This is a genomic window from Burkholderia sp. AW49-1, from assembly GCF_053427845.1.
Window position 1 is genome coordinate 1 of record NZ_JBSAXF010000018.1, and the last position, 18,395, is coordinate 18,395.

An 18,395-nucleotide genomic window follows, 5' to 3' on the forward strand; every position below is an offset into this window, starting at 1 on the left:
TTGAACTACTTCGTTGCGACGGCGGGGGCTCAACTTCGTGTGCGCCGGGGTTCTACAACCCATACTCGAGCGCACCGCTTCCCTTCTTCCTCCGCGCCGCGTTGCCGTTAGCGCGAAAGAGGCGTGATTCTAAGCAGCTCCTGGCAATCGCGCAAGGGTTTGATGGATTTTTCTTCATCCCCGCCGATTCGGCCTTCCGGCCATGTCCGAGCACGAGACCGCTTATGGCGCAAAGAACGGACTAGAATGTGAGGTTCTTCGCCCCTTTCTATACGTATTTAATATGCGCCAGCGAATCGCCAAACGCCTCCCCCCCGACGCCGACAAACTGGTCGGCCTGTCGCTTGCGCTCTTCGCCTCGGGCAGCCGCATCGAGGATCGCTTCTGGGAAGCGAAGCTCGATGCGCTACTCGCCAAGATCGTTCGCAACGGCAACCAGACCACGCTCGATGCGGCACTCGACCATCTGCAGCAGAACCATCCTGATGCCTATGGCGCGCTCGCCGACATGGCCGAGACGCATAGTGAATCGATGGTGATCGAGCACGACGGCCAGCCGTACGATGCGCTGCTGGTCGCCGTTCCCGTTCTTGCCTGGACGCGCTACATGATTCCGTCGGGCCCGCTGAAAGGCGACGCCGCCGACGCATTGCGCACGCACTTGCAGGCGCACGTGCTCGCCACCGGCACGCTGGTCGGTCTGGCCCCGTTCCTGTACAGCATCGATCAACTGCCGCGCCACCACGTCGAGACCTATCGGCTCGCCCAGCAGCTCGCGCACGCGGCGCTCGGCCAGCACGCCGCCAAGCTCAGCTTCGGCGACTTGCCCGAAACCTCGCCGATCCTGGCCGACCCGCGCTTCCTTCTCGCCGTCGTCGCCGCTCCAGCCGGCGCACCGCTGTTCCGCTGGCAGGAAGAAGAGCATGGCAATCGGATCGAACGCGGTCAGTGTCTCGAACAATGGACCGCGCAAGGCGGTCCGAACCTGTCGATTGCCCTCCCCGGCTGCGAGTTCGAATGCCTCCTCCCGGACGCATACTATTCGGCCTGCCGTGATGCGGACGAGCGCATCCGTCCGCACACGGTCCGAACGGCTATCCGTTATCTTTTCGACACACTTGGTACGGCACCGCAAGAGCTGCGCGCCGTGGTCGCAGGCTTCGGCGAGCGACGGATCGACGAGTATCGTGTCGGCTTCACGCGACGCGCCAGCAACGACGTCATCTATGGCGTCGTATGGCCGCTCTACGGCCGCGAAAACGGCGACGTCTCGATCGACAGCGCGACGCTCGAAGGCGAAGCACCAATCGAAGGGCCGCTCGAGGAGATCGTAAGTCTGCTGAAGGAATGCGGCGTAACCGACGTCCGCCGGCATGCGGGCCGCTTCGACCCGGAATATTGCGACGACTGCGGCGTGCCGCTCTATGCGGATCCGCTCGGCGAAATCGTCCACGCGGAAATGCCAGAAGACGCATCGCCCGCCCAACCGCACTTTCACTGATCGTACATCGCAGGCCCGCGACACCTGCCCGACGAAGCCGCTCCCGGTTCCAGCCGGAGCGGCTTTTTTCTCGTCCTAATTTCACTCACTCGCAGTTTCGGACTTCTCCTAAGCCTTTCAGCCAAGCAGACTTCTTGTAAGGTTTTTGTCATTATCGGATCCAACGCATGCCAACGGCAGCTCAATGACTCACCTTACGGAGGTTGAATATGCGGTTCCTGGTGCTGAACTCAGACGCCGAACGGCGTGACGGACTGAAGGCCCTGCTGCGGCAGATCGACCGTCATGCCAGCATCAACGATGCGCCCGATGGTTTCCAGGCGCGCCGGCTGCTGCGCACCCAGCGCTTCGACCTTGTTGCCATCGACTGGCTGGACGTCGGCCGCCTCTGCGAACTCCAGGCACTCTGCAGCGCCTGCTCACCGACACCCGCCGCGGTACTGATCGACGAATCAACGCCGGAAGCCATCCAGCGCTTCTACAATTATGGCGTCGCGGGTGTGATCCCGCACTCCACGAGGCCGCATCTGATCGTGCGGGCACTCGAAATGGTTCTGTTGGGCGGCCATTACATCCCGCCCATCGCACTCAGCCTGCTGCCCTCAGCTGCCGCGGTGCGCCACGATGCCCATTTCCAGACGCTCGCCGGATCGCTGCCGCGCCGCCCGCCAAGTGGCCTCCTGTCGCCGAGGCAGGCGCAGATCATGCGGTTCGTCCATATGGGCAGCACCAACAAGATGATCGCTCGCACACTCGGCATCAGCGAAGGCACCGTGAAAATCCATCTCGCCAGCATCTTCCAGCAGCTGGGCGCGGCAAACCGCGCGGCCGCAGTCGCGATCTACAACGGGTGGCTGTCGCCGCATCTCGAGGTGTTGCTGGCAAACCGTGATCGTGCAAACAAGCCCGTCATCGGCGAACGCGGCCCGGTTCCGCTGCGCATGCAACGGACCGACCGTCCATACCCGCTGCCCGCCGCAAACACAGACACCCGGGACCTGCCGCTCGCGGCCGAACCGCCAGCGCGATTTCGCCGCGAGCGCTGATCGGACAGTATCGATATTGCGACGGTCGACATGTGCGAATTCCCACCTTTGATGCTCAACGAGTAATATGGACGCATGGGTTTTCTTTTCACACCGCTTCCGCTCTGGGTTGGCATCGGTGGCTGGATCGCCACCGTGGCGCTGCTCGCGCTCGCGCTCTGGAAGCGTCCCTTCGTCCGTCTTCAGGACGCGACGCTCCAGCACGTATGGCTCGCGCTCGTCACAGCGATCACGGTGCTCTGGGCCTCGAATGCGTGGCTCGAAGACGGTATCGTCATGCACCTGCTCGGCGCGACGCTGCTCGTCACGCTGTTCGACTGGACGCTTGCGCTACTTGCGATGGGTGCCGTCACGGCCGTCGCCGCGATCGTCTTCGATGCGCCGTGGCAAGGCATCGGCGTCACCTATCTGATCTACGGCGCGCTACCGGTCGCCGTGTCCGCGTTGCTGCAACGCGCCGCGATCGCGTGGCTCCCGCACAATCTCGCGTCGTTCATCACCGGTCAGGGATTCCTGTCACCGGCCATCGCAATCGTCGCAGTCGCCGCGGCCGCGGCCGGTGTCCAGCTCGCTCTCGCGGACGGCGTGCCCGTCGTCATTCCCGCCGGCTATCTGCTGAACACCGCGCTGCTCGCGCTCGGCGAAGCGTGGTTCACCGGCATGGCCACTGCGCTCATCGCCGTCTATCGTCCGGCGTGGGTCACGACGTTCGACGTTCGGCGCTATCGCCTCGGCGGCCCGCGCGCCTGAACACGCTGGTCCCGGAGCGATCGGCGCGCATGACGATCCGCTTCCGCAGCGCGGGAGAGTGCGACATCTACTGCCGCACAACTTTTTTACGCTAAGATTGAACTCCTGTTCTTCATCGGGCATCTATACGTGCCCGATGTCTCATTCGCTCCTCACCAATAATCAGATGGACAGCTCTTCTGCCTCGCTACGGATCTTCCGGGCGTTCGGCAAGCTGGCAGCCTGTGTCGCGGGCCTGTCGCTTGCGCTTCCGGCACCGGTATTCGCCGACCTCCTCGACCAGCGATCCGAACTGATCAACAAATTCGTCAACGAGATGCATGCCGATCCGATCGTCGCCGATTGTGCGGCGCACGGCAGCTTCATCGCCAGCACATCGACGGCCTTCGACCGCGTCGACTTCGCGCCGAACGCGTTCGAAAGCGGCAACGCGACGATCACGCCGTGGAACGATTCGTTCGATCAGGGCAAGCAGCGCGTGAAGGTCGACAACATCGTCACCGTGGACGGCCTCGGCGTCCACAGCGACGGCAGCGACCCGACGCCGCTGAAATTCCGCTGCGGCTATGTCGGGCAGCAAATGCTGGCGTTCAGCTGGAACGATCCGGTGCCGCCATTGAAGCCGCGCGTCGAGCGTCCGTCGTCGTCGACGAAGAAGTTCAAGGGCAAGTCGCACCGCGGCAAGGTCAAGGCATCCGGCCGCACCGGCAAGAAAGCCGTCGCAACGCAGAAATCAAGCGGCCAGAAGAAAGCCGTGAGGAAGAAAACGGCGAAGAAGTCCTGATCCGACGGAGCGGCAGCGACAGAAGCAAAAAAGCCGGCGCATCGCACGATGCGCCGGCTTTTTCATATCGACGACGGTACGCTTACGCGAACGTCTCGACGTGCACCAGGATTGCCGCCAGCATCGCCGCGCCGAGCGCAGCGCTCCGCTCGCCATTCCAGCCGACCCGCTCGTCCGGAAGGTTCGCATTGTCCTTGAACGGCATCTCGAGCGTAAGAGACAGACAGCCGAACTGATGACCGATGTACTTCGACGCGAGCTTGAGCGCGTCCTCCTTGTACTTGCTCGCCGCATAACCGTGCTCAGTCTGGAAATCCGGGCTCGCGACCTTGAATGCATCGATGAATGCCGTCTGCTCCTTGCCCTGCTGCTCCGTGAAGCTCGGCAGCATCTCCGAACCCGCGACGAACACGTACGGCAGATCCTCGTCACCGTGAATGTCGAAGAACATGTCGCAGCCGATCGAATGGATCGCATCGCGCACGGCCATCACTTCGGGGCTGCGCTCGGCATCGGGCGCCATCCACTCGCGGTTCAGGTTCGCGCCCGCCGCGTTGGTGCGCAGGTTGCCGTGCACGCTGCCGTCCGGATTCATGTTCGGAACGATATAGAACGTCGCTCGGTCGTACAGCTTGCGCGCCACCGGATCGCCTGACCAGTCGCCCCACCCGGCAAGTCGCTTGACGAGCCCTTCGACGAACCACTCGGCCATCGTCTCGCCCGGGTGCTGGCGCGCGATGATCCATACCTTCTTCTTCGGTGCGCCGTCGACTTCCGGCGTACCGAGCGTCAGCAGCGACATCGGACGGCCTTCCACCGTTCGACCGAGCTCGACGACGTTCGCCTGCGGCAATTGCTGGACCGCGCCGAGGAACGCCGCATGACGCTCCTCCGAGTACGGTTCGAAATACGCGTAGTAGATGCTGTCGAACTCGGGCGTATGGTCGATGATCATCGTCTTGCCGTCGAACGTCGTCGGCACACGGAACCAGTCGACACGGTCGTAGCTCGCGACCGCGCTGTAGCTACGCCATCCCGACGGATACGCGCATTCGGCCGCATTCTCGAACGACATCACGCACCGCTCACCGCGTGCGCCCGTCAGGCGGAAGTAGAACCACTGGGCGAATTCCGAGCGGTTGTCGCCGCGTACGCGCAGCCGGATCGCGTCGGGGCTGTCGCACGACACGACGTCGATGGCGCCCGCGTCGAAATTGCTGGTGATCGAAAGGGTCATCTATCTCTCCAGTGTCGACCGGAACCGGCGGTTTGCCGCGTGTCCGGCCTCATGCATGCGCGGGCCGTCTCGTGAACGGCCGGCTTGGTCACTCGCCGATTCGCCGGCGATATACGTAAGTCGAATCGTTCGACGCAGCGGCATCGAACGCGTAGTCTTCCACCGCGAAATCCTTCAGCGCCGCCGGTTCGGCGATGCGATTCTCGACAATGTAACGCGCCATCAGGCCACGGGCGCGTTTCGCATGGAAGCTGATGATCTTGTAGCGGCCGCCCTTCCAGTCCTCGAACACCGGCGTGACGATCGGAGCGGCCAATAGTTTCGGTTTGACCGACTTGAAGTACTCGGTCGACGCGCAGTTGACCAGCACGCGCCCCGCGCCGCTACGCGTCTCGAGCTGCTCGTTCAGCGCGCGTGTAATCCGGTCGCCCCAGAACGCATACAGATCCTTGCCGCGCGCGTTCGCGAAACGGGTACCCATCTCGAGCCGATACGGCTGCAGCAGGTCGAGCGGACGCAGCAGCCCGTACAGGCCCGACAGCACGCGCACGTGCTGCTGCGCATAGTCGAGATCGGCGGCCGACAGCGATTTGGCATCGAACCCTTCGTATACGTCGCCATTGAACGCGAGCACTGCCTGCTTCGCGTTGGCCGTCGTGAAGGTCGGCGACCAGTCCGCATAGCGCTGGAAGTTCAGCCGCGCGAGCGCGTCGGAGATGTCCATCAGCGTCGAGATGTCCTGCGGCGACAACTTGCGCAGGCCGTCGATCAGTTCCGACGCATCGTCGACGAATGCAGGCTTCGTGTAAGACGGGACGTGGGCGGGCGTATCGTAGTCGAGGGATTTGGCTGGGGAGAGAACGATTATCATAGAGGCTCGCTGGCACGCCGTGCCTTGCGGTCAGACGAAAACCACCGATTGTAACGAATGACCCGCTCTCTCGCCCCGCATGCCGCACATCGCGTCGTGCTCGACTCGAACGTCTGGATCGACATACTCGTATTCGACGACCCTGCCACACGCCCGATCCGGGCTGCGCTCGAGCGCGGCACGCTTGCCGCCGTAATCGACGGCCGCTGTCTGAACGAACTCGAGCTCGTGCTCGACTATCCGCAATTTCAGGCACGCGCCATCGACAAGGCCGAAGCGCTCGCGACTGTCGCCCGCCTGACCAGCCTCGTCGAGCCGCCACCCGTCGACGCCGACGCGCCACCCCTGCCGAAGTGCAAGGACCGCGACGACCAGAAATTTCTCGAGCTCGCGCGCGCCGCGCAGGTTGACTGGCTCGTGTCGAAGGACCGTGCGCTGCTCAAGCTCGCGAAGCGCACCGCGCGCGACTTCGGCTTCCGGATCGCGCAGCCCGCGCCATTTACCGAAGCCTGCGCGCTCGATGCCGCATTGGCCACCCCTACCACGCCGGCCTGAAGGCCCGCCGCCACCCGCTTGCGACCGTATCGATGAACGCTCCTTCCGACATGCCTACGACTCCCGTTTTTCCCTCGCGCCTGCCGAACGTCGGCACAACGATCTTCACGGTCATGAGCGCGCTCGCCGCCGAGAAAGGCGCCGTGAACCTAGGCCAGGGCTTTCCGGATTTCGACTGCGACCCGCGCATCGTCGACGCGGTCGCGGCCGCAATGCGCAACGGTCACAACCAGTATCCGCCGATGGCCGGCGTCGCGCCGTTGCGAGACGCGATCGCTGACAAGATCGCGCAGGTCTACGGCCGGCGCTACGATCCGGCCACCGAGATCACGGTCACCGCCGGCGCGACGCAGGCCCTGCTGACGGCGATCCTGTGCGCGGTCCATCCGGGTGACGAGGTGATCGTCGTCGAACCGACCTACGACAGCTATCTGCCGTCGATCGAGCTCGCCGGCGGCAAGCCCGTATTCGTTACGCTGGAAGCGCCCGACTATGCGATTCCGTTCGATCGGCTCGCCGCCGCGATCACGCCGAAAACGCGGATGATCATGATCAACACGCCGCACAACCCGACCGGCACCGTGTGGCGCGAGACCGACATGCGCAAGCTCGAGGAGATCGTGCGCGGCACCAACGTGCTGATCCTGTCGGATGAGGTGTACGAACACATGGTCTACGACGGTGCGCGACACGAAAGCGTCGCGCGCTACCCGGAGCTGGCCGCGCGCAGCTTCATCGTGTCGAGCTTCGGGAAGACCTACCATGTGACGGGCTGGAAGGTTGGCTATGTCGCGGCGCCTGCCGCGCTGACCGCGGAGTTCCGCAAGGTCCATCAATTCAACGTGTTCACGGTGAACACGCCGATGCAGATCGGGCTCGCCGACTACCTGCGCGATCCGGCACCGTACCTGACACTGCCCGATTTCTACCAGAAGAAGCGCGACTTCTTCCGCGCCGGCCTCGAGCGCACGCGCTTCAAGCTGCTGCCATGCCCCGGCACGTACTTCCAGTGCGTCGACTATTCGGCGATCAGCGACCTGCCCGAAGCGGAATTCTCGAAGTGGCTCACGTCGGAGATCGGCGTGGCGGCGATTCCCGTGTCTGCGTTCTATCACGAGCCGCACGAATCGGGCGTCGTGCGCTTCTGCTTTGCGAAACAGGAAAGCACGCTCGCATCCGCACTCGAACGGCTCGCACGCCTGTAAGTCCTGCATGGGCAGCCGGGCACGGTACGACACCGCGCCCGCGCCGCGCTTACGAACGCGCGGCGCTCGTCGCCTCGACATAGGCCTTGCGATCGGCCGCCACGCGCTGCGCGACCGGCCGCTCGCCGACCAGCTTCGCGTGCGCCTTCCAGTCGATGCCGGCATCGAGCAGGAAATCGCGGCCGAAGATGGCCTTCGTCGCCATTCCGATCACCGGCAGATGGATCGCCGCAGCAATGTCCGCGAGGCCGAACGTGTCGCCGAGCACGTATGGCGAGAACTGCGTCATCCGCTTGAACGCATCGATCGCGCGCGGAAGGCGCTTCTCGACGTGCGCCTTCATCCCGTCGCTGACCTTGCCGCCGAAAAACGCTTCCGTATAGACCTCGCGTGCGGTCCATTCGAGATACAGCTCGAGCGTCTCGACGAGTTCGCGCACCTTCGCGGCCGCGAACGGTGCGGCCGGAAAAATGGCCTTGTCGGGATAACGCGCCGCCAGATATTCGATGATCACCTGCGATTCGAACAGCGCGCCCTCTTCCGTCTTCAAGAACGGAATCTTGCCGAGCGGCGAATCGGCGAGCAGTGCCGGATCGCTGATCGGCAGGCTGCATGCCGACTCCTCGAACGGGATGTCATGTTCGAGCAGGACGAACTTCACCTTGTTGTAATAGTTGGACAACGGAATACCGCACAGCTGTAGCATCGGAGTCTCCTTCGTTGCTGAAGCGCGCCGCGGCGATGGCGGCGGCATCGGGATACGTCGCGCTGAAAAGCACGTTCGTGCTAGTCTAAAGCAGTTTCGCGTCCGTCACGACAACAATGCATCCGCTGCGGCAGCCCCCTCACGGGCATGCGTATGCGCCCGCGTGGCATGCGGCGCCGCAGCCTCGCCATCCGATGGAGACACACTCGCATGAGTGCTGAACTGCTGGCCTCGCGCCCGCCCCAGAGCGAATCGACGCTCGTCCTCACGCTGTCGAATCCCGGCGCACGCAACGCGCTGCATCCCGACATGTATGCGGCCGGCGTCGAGGCGCTCGCTACCGCCGAGCGCGACCCCGCCATTCGCGCGGTCGTTCTCACGGGTGCCGATCGTTTCTTTTGCGCGGGCGGCAACCTGAACCGGCTGCTCGACAACCGCTCGAAGGATCCGTCCTACCAGGCCGACAGCATCGATCAGCTCGCCGCGTGGATCACGGCGATCCGCGCAACAACCAAGCCCGTGATCGCGGCAGTCGAAGGCGCGGCGGCCGGCGCGGGCTTTTCGCTCGCGCTCGCATGCGACCTGATCGTTGCCGCGCACGACGCGAAGTTCGTGATGTCGTACGCACGCGTCGGCCTAACGCCCGACGGCGGCGGCTCGTGGTTCCTCGCGCGCGCACTGCCGCGTGCGCTCGCCGCCGAAATCCTGTTCGAGGGCAAGCCCGTCGTGGCCGACCGCCTGCACGCGCTCGGCGTCGTCAATCGGCTCGCCGTGCCCGGTGCCGCGCTGTCCGACGCGCTCGCATGGGCTGACTCGCTTGCCGGCATCTCGCCGAACGCGCTCACGCGCATCAAGTCGCTGCTCGACGATGCGACCGCACAGCCGCTCGATGCGCATCTGGGCACCGAGCGCGATCACTTCGTCGCATCGTTGCATCATGCGGATGCATTCGAAGGCATTACCGCATTCCTCGAGAAACGCCAGCCGCGCTACAAGCGCTGATCCGCGCGCCGCCGCTGCGACGACACGCACGCGCAGGCGCCCGGTCGCACATTTGCGTCGCCTGCAGCCCGCATCGATCCATGCTCTAATGACCGCCTGTCGCGGCGCCCCGCCGGCGCCGTTTTCGCGCATGCAATAAAGGAGTTGACGATGATCGACGTCTACAGCTGGGCGACCCCGAACGGCCACAAGGTACACATCATGCTCGAGGAAACGGGCCTCGCATATCGTGCGCATCCGGTCGATATCGGCGCGGGCGACCAGTTCAAGCCCGAATTCCTGAAGATCAGCCCGAACAACAAAATCCCCGCGATCGTCGACGCGGACGGCCCCGGCGGCAAGCCGATCTCGCTGTTCGAATCGGGCGCGATCCTCGTGTACCTGGCGGAAAAGACCGGCAAGTTTCTGCCGACCGAGCCGGCCGAGCGCTACGCGACGCTCGAATGGCTGATGTTCCAGATGGGCGGCGTCGGCCCGATGCTCGGGCAGGCGCACCACTTCCGGCTGTACGCGCCGGAGAAGATCGACTATGCGATCAATCGCTATACGAACGAAGCGAAGCGCCTGTACAACGTGATGGAAAAGCGTCTCGGCGAATCCGAATATCTGGCCGGCGACACGTACACGATCGCGGACATCGCGACGTTCCCGTGGACGCGCTCATGGCAGAACCAGGGCATCGTGCTCGACGAACTGCCGAACGTGAAGCGCTGGCACGAAACGATTGCCGCGCGTCCTGCCGTGCAGCGCGGTGTCGAAGTGCTCGCATCGCTGCGCAAGCCGTTGCAGGACGACAAGGCACGCGAAATGCTGTTCGGCGCGACGCAATACGCAAAGCACTGACGCACCACGCGCCGTGCGACGCGGCGGCATCCGTCGATGCCGCCGCGCGCATCAGAAGTAGTGCAGCGTAATGAATTCCGCCGCGCAAACGAGCAACGGCACGTCCGGACGCTCGACCTGCATCGACACCGACCACGTCACCTGCACGCCGCCCCGCGCGGCCTCCGCGGCTTCCTTCACCGCGAACAGCGCGCGCACGCGTGCACCGACCGGCACCGGCTTCAGGAAGCGCACGCGGTTCAGTCCGTAGTTCACGCCCATCTTTTGCTCGAAACGCATCGCATCGGTCATCAGCGCGGGAATCAGCGATAGCGTCAGGAATCCGTGCGCGATCGGGCCGCCGAACGGCGATTCGCGCCGCGCCCGCTCGGGATCGACGTGAATCCACTGGTGATCGCCGGTGGCGTCGGCAAAACCATCGACGCGACGCTGGTCGATCTCGACCCAGCCGCTCGCGAGCGGCTCCGCGCCGACGCGCTCATGCAGCGCATGTGCCGACGCGATCAGCGGCAATGTCACGTCCGTCATGCGCGCGCTCCTTGCGGATGACGCAGTCCGAAGATCACCTTGGTATGCACGGTGATCACCGTGTCGCCGGCTTCGTTGACGCCGATCCACTCCGTCGACACGATGCCGCGATCGGGCTTGCTCGCCGACACGCGCTTGTCGTGGACCTTCTGGTACATCGTGATCGTGTCGCCGGCACGCACGGGCTTGAGCCAGCGGATCGAGTCGATGCCGGGCGAGCCCATGCTGGTCGAATCCGGTCCCAGCTTCTTGATGAGCAGGCTCATGAACACCGAACACGTATGCCAGCCGCTCGCAACGAGTCCGCCGAACGGCGATGCCTTGCCAGCCTCCTCGTCGAGATGGAACGGTTGCGGATCGTAGCGTTGCGCGAACGCCTTGATGTCGTCCGATTCGAACGTATAGCGGCCGATTTCGGTCGTACTGCCGACTTCCAGATCTTCGAAACTGATACCCACTGTCTATCTCCCATGGCGCGCTCGCGCGTCGCCGTCATGCCGCGTCGGTCTGCGCGAAATCCGGCAGGGCCGCGATGCGCGCAAGATGATGATCGGTGTCGCCGAGTGTCGTCTCGATGATCGACAGCCGCTTGAACAGGTGTGCGGCGGCAACCTCATTGGTCACGCCCATGCCGCCGTGCAGTTGCACCGCCTGCTGGCCGACAAAGCGCGCAGCCGTGCCGACCCGCGCCTTCGCGGCCGACACCGCCTTGCGACGCGCATCGGCATCGCCGCCCGCGTAACGCACCGCGGCCAGATAAGTCAGCGAGCGCGCCTGCTCCGCGTGAATCAGCATGTCGACCATCCGGTGCTGCAGTGCCTGGAAACGTGCAATCGGTACGCCGAACTGTTCGCGCGTCTTCGTGTATTCGACCGTCGCGCGATTCAGTTCGTCGAGTGCGCCGACCGCTTCCGCGCAGAGCAGGAAGGTCGCGTAATCGGCAATCTGCTCGAGTGCGGCCGCATCGCGTGCGCCGCCCGTCAGCTGCCGCGCGGGTGTGTCATGCAGCTCGATCGTCGCGGCGCGCTGGCCGTCGATCGTCCGGTAGTCGACGAGCTTCGCCCCCGCGGCATCGCGCTCGACGACAAACAGGCCGATGCTGCCGCCATCGACACGCGCGGGTACGATCCACGCATGCGCCTGGGCGCCGTGCTGAACGACCGACTTGGTGCCGGTCAGCCGATACGTGCCGCCGTGATCGCGCGCGTGCGTATCGAGTTCGTACAGGTCGTAGCGTGCCCGTGGTTCGTGGAATGCAACGGCCAGGCGCTTCTGCCCTTGCGCAACCGCTTCCAGCAGCGCGGCATCGTCGCCCGTGCCGGATCCGGCGACACGCAGCGCCTCGATGCCGACCGCCGTCGCCCAGTACGGCTCGACCACGAGTGCACGGCCGAGTTCCTGCATCGCGACCAGCATGTCGACCGGGTCGCCGCCGAAGCCGCCCTGTGCATCCGGCACGGGCAGCGCGGTCAGGCCGAGCTCCGCGAATGCGCTCCATTGCGCCTCCGACACGCCGGCATCGCTTCGCACGATGACCTGACGCGCGTCGAAACCGTATTGCTCGCCGAGATAACGGCGCAGCGCGTCGGCAAACTGTTGCTGCTCATCGGTAAAGCTGAAATCCATGGTTGTCTCCGTTCCCTGATCACAGCCCCAGGATCATCTGCGCGATGATGTTCTTCTGAATCTCGTTCGAACCGCCGTAGATCGATGTCTTTCGGTAATTGAAGTAGTAGGCAGCGAGCGGCGCGGCATCGTCGTCTCCCGCGCTGCTGTGTTCGCGTTCGCCCGCGAGGAACGGGACGTCGAACGGCGCGGCGAGCGGCCCGATCGCCTCGAACATCAGCTCGGTAAGCGCCTGCTGCACCTCGGTACCCTTGATCTTCAACATCGATGCCTCGGGGCCCGGCCCCTTGCCGCTCGTCTCGCGGCTCACGACACGCAGCACCGTCACCTCGAGCGCCATCAGTTCGACTTCGAGCGCCGCGACCTTCGCGGCAAACACCGGGTCGGCGAGCAGCGGTCTGCCGTTCTTGCGCTGGTTCGACGCCACGCGTTTCAGGAATGCGAGCTCACGCTTCGACGCGCCGACGCGTGCGATGCCGGTGCGCTCGTGGCCCAACAGGTATTTCGCGTAAGTCCAGCCGCGGTTTTCATCACCGACGAGATTCTCGGCGGGCACCTTCACGTCCTCGAAGAACACCTCGTTGACTTCGTGATCCTCATCGAGCGTGATGATCGGGCGCACCGTGATGCCGGGTGTCTTCATGTCGATCAGCAGGAACGAGATGCCCTCCTGCTTCTTCGCCGCCGGATCTGTGCGCACGAGACAGAACATCATGTCCGCGTACTGGCCCAGCGTCGTCCACGTCTTCTGGCCGTTGACGACGTAGTGGTCGCCGTGACGTTCGGCACGCGTGCGCAGCGATGCGAGATCCGACCCGGAGCCCGGCTCCGAATAACCCTGGCACCACCAGTCGGTGCCGTCCAGGATGCGCGGCAGATAGTGGCGCTTCTGCGCTTCGCTGCCGTATTTCATCAACACCGGCGCGACCATCGATACGCCGAACGGCAGCACGGTCGGCGCGCCGATCCGTGCACACTCCTCATCCCAGATGTGGCGCTGCGTCGCGTTCCAGTCCGGACCGCCGTATTCGGCCGGCCACGCAGGCGCGGACCAGCCGCGCTGGCCAAGAATTCGGTGCCAGCTCGCGAAATCCTCGCGGTCGAGTCGTTTGTGATCGAGTACCTTGGCGCGCAGTGCATGAGGCAGGTTGGCCTCGAGCCAGGCGCGAACGTCGACGCGGAACGCGTCGTCGGCGGGGGAATAATCCAGGTCCATGCGCAGTGTCTCCTGACCGCGGCCGTCCGGCCCGGCAAGGACACGCTGCGTACGTCATTGCAGCGGTTCTTTGAGCGCGGCAGGAATCGGCAGCGGCATCACGTCGATGCCTTCTTCGACCAAGGATTGCGCATCCTCCGGCGTCGTGACGCCACGAATGCTGCGCGCCGGCGCCTCGTTGTAATGAATGCGCCGCGCTTCCTCGGCGAAGCGCTCGCCCACGTTCTCGGTCTTCTCCAGCACCTCGCGCAGCGCGCGCATCACCTGCGCCTGCAGCGCGCGCGGATCGGTCGGCTGTGCCTGCGTCGCGCCCGACAGGTTCAGGCGCGGCGCCGACGGCATCCGGTTGATCTCGGTCGTCCCGCACACCGGACATTCGACCAGCTTGCGGGACAACTGCGCTTCGAATTCATCGGCGGAAGCGAACCAGCCTTCGAACCGATGACCGTGCGGGCACTGTAAATCGAGGACCTTCATGCTGAATCAGGGCGTGTGGCGAGTGTAGCGCAAAACGCGCTTTTGTGAACGATCGTGCTAAACGAGGATCGCGTGGCCGGACAGCGGCTGCGTCACAGGATTGTAACGCGGTGCCCCACCCGCCGCTGACACGCGTCAAGGCTTCTCGACCGGGCCGAGCGGCCAGGTGCCGGACAGGACCTTGTCGAGCCACATCGTGCCGATGATCGTCTTCACGTCGGTGATCTGGCCGGTGCGCACCCACTCCTGCAGGTCGGGCAGCGTCGCCGTGAAGGTCTCGAGGAATTCGCCTTCGTCGAGCTTGCGCTCGCCGGCCGTCAGGCCTCGCGCGAGATACAGGTCGATGAATTCGGTCGAATAGGAAATGATCGGGTGAATCCGTGCCAGGAACACGTATTCGCGTGCCGTGTAGCCGGTTTCCTCGCGCAGTTCGCGCACCGCGCAGGCAAGCGCTCCCTCGTTAGGGTCGAGTTTGCCGGCGGGGAATTCGGCCATCACCTTGCCGATCGGATAGCGATACTGGCTTTCCATCAGCACGCGGCCGTCGTCGAACAGCGGGATCACCATCACCGCGCCGGGGTGCTGGACGTATTCGCGCGTGGCCTGCGTGCCGTCGGGCAAACGAACGGTATCGCGCTTCAGCTTGAGGAACGAGCCGTCGAAAATCGCCTCGCTCTCGAGGCAGGTTTCGGTCAGTGCGGCGTCGTGATTGGGTAGTTCGGCCATCGGCGGGCTCCGGAGGATTGAGCACGCGACGGCCGAAGCCGTCAGCGTCGTTTGACGAGATACTGGAACGTAAAGCCGGGAAACGCGAACACAACGAAGAGACTGAACGTGATCGCGTAGAACTGCCAGCCTTGTTCGAAGCGGTTGCCGGCGCGCGACTCGAGCCAGAAGCCGAGCGCACCGACAACGAAATACAGCACGATCAGCTCGCCGATCCGAACCCACGCGTTCTTCTTCGTCGCACCGATCGGCACGACGGCGAAGAGGCGTTGGTTCAGGAACGGCACGTTGGCGCATACGAGCGCCAACAACACGATGAACCAGCCGGCTGCCGACATTACAGCGGCAGCGTGTGACGGATCGCCTGCAGGCAGGCCGTCAGCAGCGGGCTCGGGATCAGGCCGAGCACCACGACTGCAACACCGTTCAGCACGAGGATGGTGCGCTTGCAGAAATCGCCGGTGACCGGGGTCGCATCCTGCGGTGCATCGAAGTACATCAGCTTGACGATGCGCAGGTAGTAGAACGCGCCGAACAGCGACGTGATCACGGCCAGCACGGCCAGCCACGTGAGACCCGCGTTGACGGTCGCCTCGAGCACCGCGAGCTTCGCGTAGAAGCCGACGGTCGGCGGGATACCGGCCAGCGAGAACATCATGACCATCATCACGAACGCGAACACCGGGCTGCGCTTGTTGAGGCCCTTGAAGTCGTCGATCGTTTCCGCTTCGAAATCGCGGCGTGCGAGCAGCATCACCACGCCGAACGAGCCGAGCGTCGTGATCAGGTAGACGATCGCGTAGAACATCGCCGAGCTGTACGCGTTCGCCGGTGCGGTCGCGTCGCCCTTCACGATGCCGGCGAGCAGGCCGAGCAGCACGAAGCCCATGTTCGAGATCGCCGAGTACGCGAGCATCCGCTTGATGTTGCGCTGGACGATACCGGTGATGTTACCGACGATCAGTGACAGCGCGGCGAGGATCACGAGCGCGGTCTGCCAGTTCTGTGCGAGCGGCAGCAGGCCCATCACCAGGAAGCGCAGACCCCACGCGAATGCGGCAACCTTCGGGCCGCCGCCGACGAACAGCGTCATCGCGGTCGGTGCACCCTGGTAGACGTCCGGTACCCACATGTGGAACGGCACGGCGCCGAGCTTGAACGCGATACCGGCGACGATGAAGACCACGCCGAACATCAGCACGGCCGCGTCGGTGTTGCCGCCGACCGCCTTGTACACCTCGCCCAGCTCGAGCGAGCCGGTCGCGCCGTAAAGCATCGAAATGCCGTACAGCACGAAGCCCGACGCAAGCGCGCCCAGCACGTAGTACTTCATCGCCGCTTCGCTCGACTGCGCGGCATCGCGGCGCAGCGCGATGACGGCGTACAGCGACAGCGACATCAGTTCGAGGCCGAGGTACAGCGTCAGGAAGTTGTTGCCCGACACCATCACCAGCTGACCGAGCAGCGAGAACATGCCCAGCAGGAACACGTCCCCGCGGAACATGTCGCGGTCTTCGAGGTACTTGCGCGAATAAATGAGCGAGACCGCGAAGCCCAGCGACACGACGGCCTTCATCATGCTCGCGAACGAGTCGACGACGACCATCCGCGAGAAGAAGTAATACTGCTGCGGGTCCAGCGCCTGCACCGCGAACCACACGCCGGCGACGACCGACGAAACCACCGCGATCAGATAGGTCAGGCGGCGGCCAGCGGCACCGGTAAAGGTGTCGTTCAGCCATGCGACGACGATGGCGACCATCACCAGCGCGTCAGGCAACAGGACATTCATAGGTGCGTTCATGATCTTGATTTCCTCCGCTCGCGATTACTGGGCCAGCGGCAGCTTCGACTGCGCGACGTGGGAGAGGAGGTTTTCCACGGAAACGTGCATCACGTCGGTGAAAGGCTTCGGATACAGACCCATCAGCAGCGTGAACGCGGCGAGCACGGCCAGCATCACGAATTCGCGACGGCCGATGTCCTTCAGCTTGGCAACGTGATCGTTCGCGACCGCGCCGAAGTACACGCGCTTGTACATCCACAGCGTGTAGGCGGCGCCGAGGATCAGCGTGAATGCCGCGCCGAATGCGATCCAGAAGTTGTACTGGACAGCCGCGAGAATCACCATGAATTCGCCGACGAAACCCGAGGTACCCGGCAGGCCGCAGTTGGCCATCGAGAACAGCATCGCGAATGCCGCGAACTTCGGCATCACGTTCACGACGCCGCCGTAATCGGCGATCTGGCGCGAGTGCACGCGGTCGTACAGCACGCCGATGCACAGGAACATCGCGCCCGACACGAAGCCGTGCGAGATCATCTGGACGATCGCGCCTTCGACGCCGAGCTGGTTGAAGATGAAGAAGCCGAGCGTGACGAAGCCCATGTGCGCGATCGACGAATACGCGACCAGCTTCTTCATGTCGGCCTGCACCATCGCGACGAGGCCGATGTAGATCACCGCGATCAGCGACAGCGTGATCACCACCGGTGCCAGGAAGTGGCTTGCGTCAGGCGTGATCGGCAGCGAGAAACGCAGGAAACCGTACGCACCGAGCTTCAGCATGATCGCCGCCAGCACGACCGAGCCGCCCGTCGGCGCTTCCACGTGCGCGTCCGGCAGCCAGGTGTGCACCGGCCACATCGGCACCTTCACCGCGAACGCGAGGAAGAATGCAATGAACAGCAGGATCTGCGGCGTCATCGCGATCTTGGCGTTCTGCCACGTCGCGAGGTCGAACGAATGCGTCTGCGTGTACAGGTAGATCAGCGCGACCAGCATCAGCAGCGAGCCGGCCAGCGTGTACAGGAAGAACTTGAACGCCGCGTACACGCGGTTCGGGCCGCCCCACACACCGATGATGATGTACATCGGGATCAGGGTCGCCTCGAAGAACACGTAGAACAGCAGGCCGTCAGCCGCCGAGAACACGCCGATCATGATCCCGGACAGGATCAGGAAGGCCGCGAGGTACTGCGCGACGTTCTCGGTGATCACTTCCCACGCGGCGATCACGACGATCACGGTGATCAACGCGGTCAGCACGACGAACCACATCGAGATGCCGTCGACGCCGAGGTGGTACGAAATATCGAAGCGTTCGATCCAGGTCGACTGCTCGACGAACTGCAGCGCAGCCGTGCTCGAGTCGAAGCCCGTGATCAACGGAATCGTGACCGCGAGGCCGAGCAGCGAACCGATCAGCGCGACCCAGCGGGCCGTCCCCGGATTTTTGTCGTTACCCACCGCGAGCACGAGGAGGCCGAAAACGATCGGCAGCCAGATCGCGGTACTGAGAATCGGAAAAGCGTGCATTAG

The 18,395-nt window shown here is 64.2% G+C and carries 20 protein-coding genes; 8 read left to right on the top strand and 12 right to left on the bottom strand.

The genetic code is table 11. The annotated features are described in order from the left end of the window. The first annotated feature begins 283 nt into the window (after positions 1–283). From ACV22W_RS23535 to ACV22W_RS23550, 4 genes are all read left to right on the top strand, one after another. Positions 284–1,501, top strand: coding sequence for a DUF2863 family protein (locus ACV22W_RS23535; protein ID WP_448022199.1), 1,218 nt, complete (start codon positions 284–286; stop codon positions 1,499–1,501). Between the two features lie 209 nt (positions 1,502–1,710). After that, the gene (locus tag ACV22W_RS23540) at positions 1,711–2,547 is read left to right on the top strand and encodes a LuxR C-terminal-related transcriptional regulator (protein ID WP_448022097.1); all 837 of its coding nucleotides are present in this window, start codon (positions 1,711–1,713) and stop codon (positions 2,545–2,547) included. A gap of 75 nt (positions 2,548–2,622) precedes the next feature. After that, positions 2,623–3,297: an energy-coupling factor ABC transporter permease gene (locus ACV22W_RS23545; protein WP_448022099.1), complete on the top strand. Its 675-nt coding sequence runs from the start codon at positions 2,623–2,625 to the stop codon at positions 3,295–3,297. 136 nt (positions 3,298–3,433) lie between these two features. Next, a complete protein-coding gene (locus tag ACV22W_RS23550; RefSeq protein WP_448022101.1) occupies positions 3,434–4,081 on the top strand; it encodes a BspC domain-containing protein in 648 nt (215 codons plus the stop codon). Between the two features lie 82 nt (positions 4,082–4,163). On the opposite strand, the gene ACV22W_RS23555 is transcribed toward ACV22W_RS23550, so the two are convergent. Together ACV22W_RS23555 and yaaA are read right to left on the bottom strand one after the other, a co-directional pair. Then, positions 4,164–5,318, bottom strand: a complete 1,155-nt coding sequence (locus ACV22W_RS23555) for a M14 family metallopeptidase (RefSeq protein ID WP_448022103.1) — start codon at positions 5,316–5,318, stop codon at positions 4,164–4,166. 88 nt (positions 5,319–5,406) lie between these two features. Beyond that, positions 5,407–6,189, bottom strand: a complete 783-nt coding sequence (gene yaaA / locus ACV22W_RS23560) for a peroxide stress protein YaaA (protein ID WP_448022105.1) — start codon at positions 6,187–6,189, stop codon at positions 5,407–5,409. A gap of 57 nt (positions 6,190–6,246) precedes the next feature. On the opposite strand from yaaA, the gene ACV22W_RS23565 reads away from it, so the two are divergent. Further along, positions 6,247–6,744: a putative toxin-antitoxin system toxin component, PIN family gene (locus tag ACV22W_RS23565; protein ID WP_448022107.1), complete on the top strand. Its 498-nt coding sequence runs from the start codon at positions 6,247–6,249 to the stop codon at positions 6,742–6,744. 32 nt (positions 6,745–6,776) lie between these two features. Continuing rightward, positions 6,777–7,949 (top strand): pyridoxal phosphate-dependent aminotransferase, encoded by a 1,173-nt coding sequence (locus ACV22W_RS23570; RefSeq protein WP_448022109.1) that lies wholly within the window; start codon positions 6,777–6,779, stop codon positions 7,947–7,949. A 49-nt stretch (positions 7,950–7,998) separates the two neighbouring features. On the opposite strand, the gene ACV22W_RS23575 is transcribed toward ACV22W_RS23570, so the two are convergent. Continuing rightward, a complete protein-coding gene (locus ACV22W_RS23575; RefSeq protein ID WP_448022111.1) occupies positions 7,999–8,655 on the bottom strand; it encodes a glutathione S-transferase family protein in 657 nt (218 codons plus the stop codon). A 210-nt stretch (positions 8,656–8,865) separates the two neighbouring features. Between ACV22W_RS23575 and ACV22W_RS23580 the strand changes: the two genes are divergently transcribed. Both ACV22W_RS23580 and ACV22W_RS23585 read left to right on the top strand, forming a co-directional pair. Beyond that, positions 8,866–9,657 (top strand): oxepin-CoA hydrolase, alternative type, encoded by a 792-nt coding sequence (locus tag ACV22W_RS23580; RefSeq protein WP_448022112.1) that lies wholly within the window; start codon positions 8,866–8,868, stop codon positions 9,655–9,657. A 150-nt stretch (positions 9,658–9,807) separates the two neighbouring features. Further along, positions 9,808–10,500 carry a glutathione binding-like protein gene (locus ACV22W_RS23585; RefSeq protein WP_448022114.1) on the top strand — a complete coding sequence of 231 codons (693 nt, stop codon included), beginning with the start codon at positions 9,808–9,810 and terminating at the stop codon, positions 10,498–10,500. A 51-nt stretch (positions 10,501–10,551) separates the two neighbouring features. On the opposite strand, the gene ACV22W_RS23590 is transcribed toward ACV22W_RS23585, so the two are convergent. From ACV22W_RS23590 to ACV22W_RS23630, 9 genes are all read right to left on the bottom strand, one after another. Continuing rightward, entirely contained in the window at positions 10,552–11,028 is a 477-nt protein-coding gene (locus ACV22W_RS23590; RefSeq protein WP_448022116.1) for a MaoC family dehydratase, read from the bottom strand. Further along, a complete protein-coding gene (locus tag ACV22W_RS23595) occupies positions 11,025–11,486 on the bottom strand; it encodes a MaoC family dehydratase (RefSeq protein WP_448022118.1) in 462 nt (153 codons plus the stop codon). Before ACV22W_RS23595 ends, ACV22W_RS23590 begins: the two co-directional genes overlap by 4 nt. Before the next feature lie 34 nt (positions 11,487–11,520). Beyond that, on the bottom strand, positions 11,521–12,654 hold the full coding sequence (locus tag ACV22W_RS23600; RefSeq protein ID WP_448022120.1) for an acyl-CoA dehydrogenase family protein: 1,134 nt from the start codon (positions 12,652–12,654) through the stop codon (positions 11,521–11,523). A gap of 19 nt (positions 12,655–12,673) precedes the next feature. Beyond that, on the bottom strand, positions 12,674–13,870 hold the full coding sequence (locus ACV22W_RS23605; RefSeq protein ID WP_448022122.1) for an acyl-CoA dehydrogenase family protein: 1,197 nt from the start codon (positions 13,868–13,870) through the stop codon (positions 12,674–12,676). 54 nt (positions 13,871–13,924) lie between these two features. Continuing rightward, a complete protein-coding gene (locus tag ACV22W_RS23610) occupies positions 13,925–14,347 on the bottom strand; it encodes a DUF1178 family protein (RefSeq protein ID WP_059600436.1) in 423 nt (140 codons plus the stop codon). 135 nt (positions 14,348–14,482) lie between these two features. Beyond that, positions 14,483–15,073 carry an NUDIX domain-containing protein gene (locus ACV22W_RS23615; RefSeq protein WP_448022123.1) on the bottom strand — a complete coding sequence of 197 codons (591 nt, stop codon included), beginning with the start codon at positions 15,071–15,073 and terminating at the stop codon, positions 14,483–14,485. A 41-nt stretch (positions 15,074–15,114) separates the two neighbouring features. After that, positions 15,115–15,411: a DUF2818 family protein gene (locus ACV22W_RS23620; RefSeq protein WP_059533192.1), complete on the bottom strand. Its 297-nt coding sequence runs from the start codon at positions 15,409–15,411 to the stop codon at positions 15,115–15,117. Continuing rightward, the gene (gene nuoN, locus ACV22W_RS23625; protein WP_448022200.1) at positions 15,411–16,865 is read right to left on the bottom strand and encodes an NADH-quinone oxidoreductase subunit NuoN; all 1,455 of its coding nucleotides are present in this window, start codon (positions 16,863–16,865) and stop codon (positions 15,411–15,413) included. The genes ACV22W_RS23620 and nuoN overlap by 1 nt, the downstream gene beginning before the upstream one ends. Before the next feature lie 36 nt (positions 16,866–16,901). Continuing rightward, the gene (locus ACV22W_RS23630; protein WP_059533196.1) at positions 16,902–18,392 is read right to left on the bottom strand and encodes an NADH-quinone oxidoreductase subunit M; all 1,491 of its coding nucleotides are present in this window, start codon (positions 18,390–18,392) and stop codon (positions 16,902–16,904) included. Positions 18,393–18,395: the final 3 nt, after the last annotated feature.

Excerpts from the sequence above, each read along its gene's own strand:
- ACV22W_RS23535 (WP_448022199.1), top strand. The coding sequence starts at position 284 with ATGCGCCAGCGAATCGCCAAACGCCTCCCCCCCGACGCCGACAAACTG.
- ACV22W_RS23540 (WP_448022097.1), top strand. The coding sequence starts at position 1,711 with ATGCGGTTCCTGGTGCTGAACTCAGACGCCGAACGGCGTGACGGACTG.
- ACV22W_RS23545 (WP_448022099.1), top strand. The coding sequence starts at position 2,623 with ATGGGTTTTCTTTTCACACCGCTTCCGCTCTGGGTTGGCATCGGTGGC.
- ACV22W_RS23550 (WP_448022101.1), top strand. The coding sequence starts at position 3,434 with ATGTCTCATTCGCTCCTCACCAATAATCAGATGGACAGCTCTTCTGCC.
- ACV22W_RS23555 (WP_448022103.1), bottom strand. The coding sequence starts at position 5,318 with ATGACCCTTTCGATCACCAGCAATTTCGACGCGGGCGCCATCGACGTC.
- yaaA (WP_448022105.1), bottom strand. The coding sequence starts at position 6,189 with ATGATAATCGTTCTCTCCCCAGCCAAATCCCTCGACTACGATACGCCC.
- ACV22W_RS23565 (WP_448022107.1), top strand. The coding sequence starts at position 6,247 with ATGACCCGCTCTCTCGCCCCGCATGCCGCACATCGCGTCGTGCTCGAC.
- ACV22W_RS23570 (WP_448022109.1), top strand. The coding sequence starts at position 6,777 with ATGAACGCTCCTTCCGACATGCCTACGACTCCCGTTTTTCCCTCGCGC.
- ACV22W_RS23575 (WP_448022111.1), bottom strand. The coding sequence starts at position 8,655 with ATGCTACAGCTGTGCGGTATTCCGTTGTCCAACTATTACAACAAGGTG.
- ACV22W_RS23580 (WP_448022112.1), top strand. The coding sequence starts at position 8,866 with ATGAGTGCTGAACTGCTGGCCTCGCGCCCGCCCCAGAGCGAATCGACG.
- ACV22W_RS23585 (WP_448022114.1), top strand. The coding sequence starts at position 9,808 with ATGATCGACGTCTACAGCTGGGCGACCCCGAACGGCCACAAGGTACAC.
- ACV22W_RS23590 (WP_448022116.1), bottom strand. The coding sequence starts at position 11,028 with ATGACGGACGTGACATTGCCGCTGATCGCGTCGGCACATGCGCTGCAT.
- ACV22W_RS23600 (WP_448022120.1), bottom strand. The coding sequence starts at position 12,654 with ATGGATTTCAGCTTTACCGATGAGCAGCAACAGTTTGCCGACGCGCTG.
- ACV22W_RS23605 (WP_448022122.1), bottom strand. The coding sequence starts at position 13,870 with ATGGACCTGGATTATTCCCCCGCCGACGACGCGTTCCGCGTCGACGTT.
- ACV22W_RS23610 (WP_059600436.1), bottom strand. The coding sequence starts at position 14,347 with ATGAAGGTCCTCGATTTACAGTGCCCGCACGGTCATCGGTTCGAAGGC.
- ACV22W_RS23615 (WP_448022123.1), bottom strand. The coding sequence starts at position 15,073 with ATGGCCGAACTACCCAATCACGACGCCGCACTGACCGAAACCTGCCTC.
- ACV22W_RS23620 (WP_059533192.1), bottom strand. The coding sequence starts at position 15,411 with ATGTCGGCAGCCGGCTGGTTCATCGTGTTGTTGGCGCTCGTATGCGCC.
- nuoN (WP_448022200.1), bottom strand. The coding sequence starts at position 16,865 with ATGAATGTCCTGTTGCCTGACGCGCTGGTGATGGTCGCCATCGTCGTC.
- ACV22W_RS23630 (WP_059533196.1), bottom strand. The coding sequence starts at position 18,392 with ATGCACGCTTTTCCGATTCTCAGTACCGCGATCTGGCTGCCGATCGTT.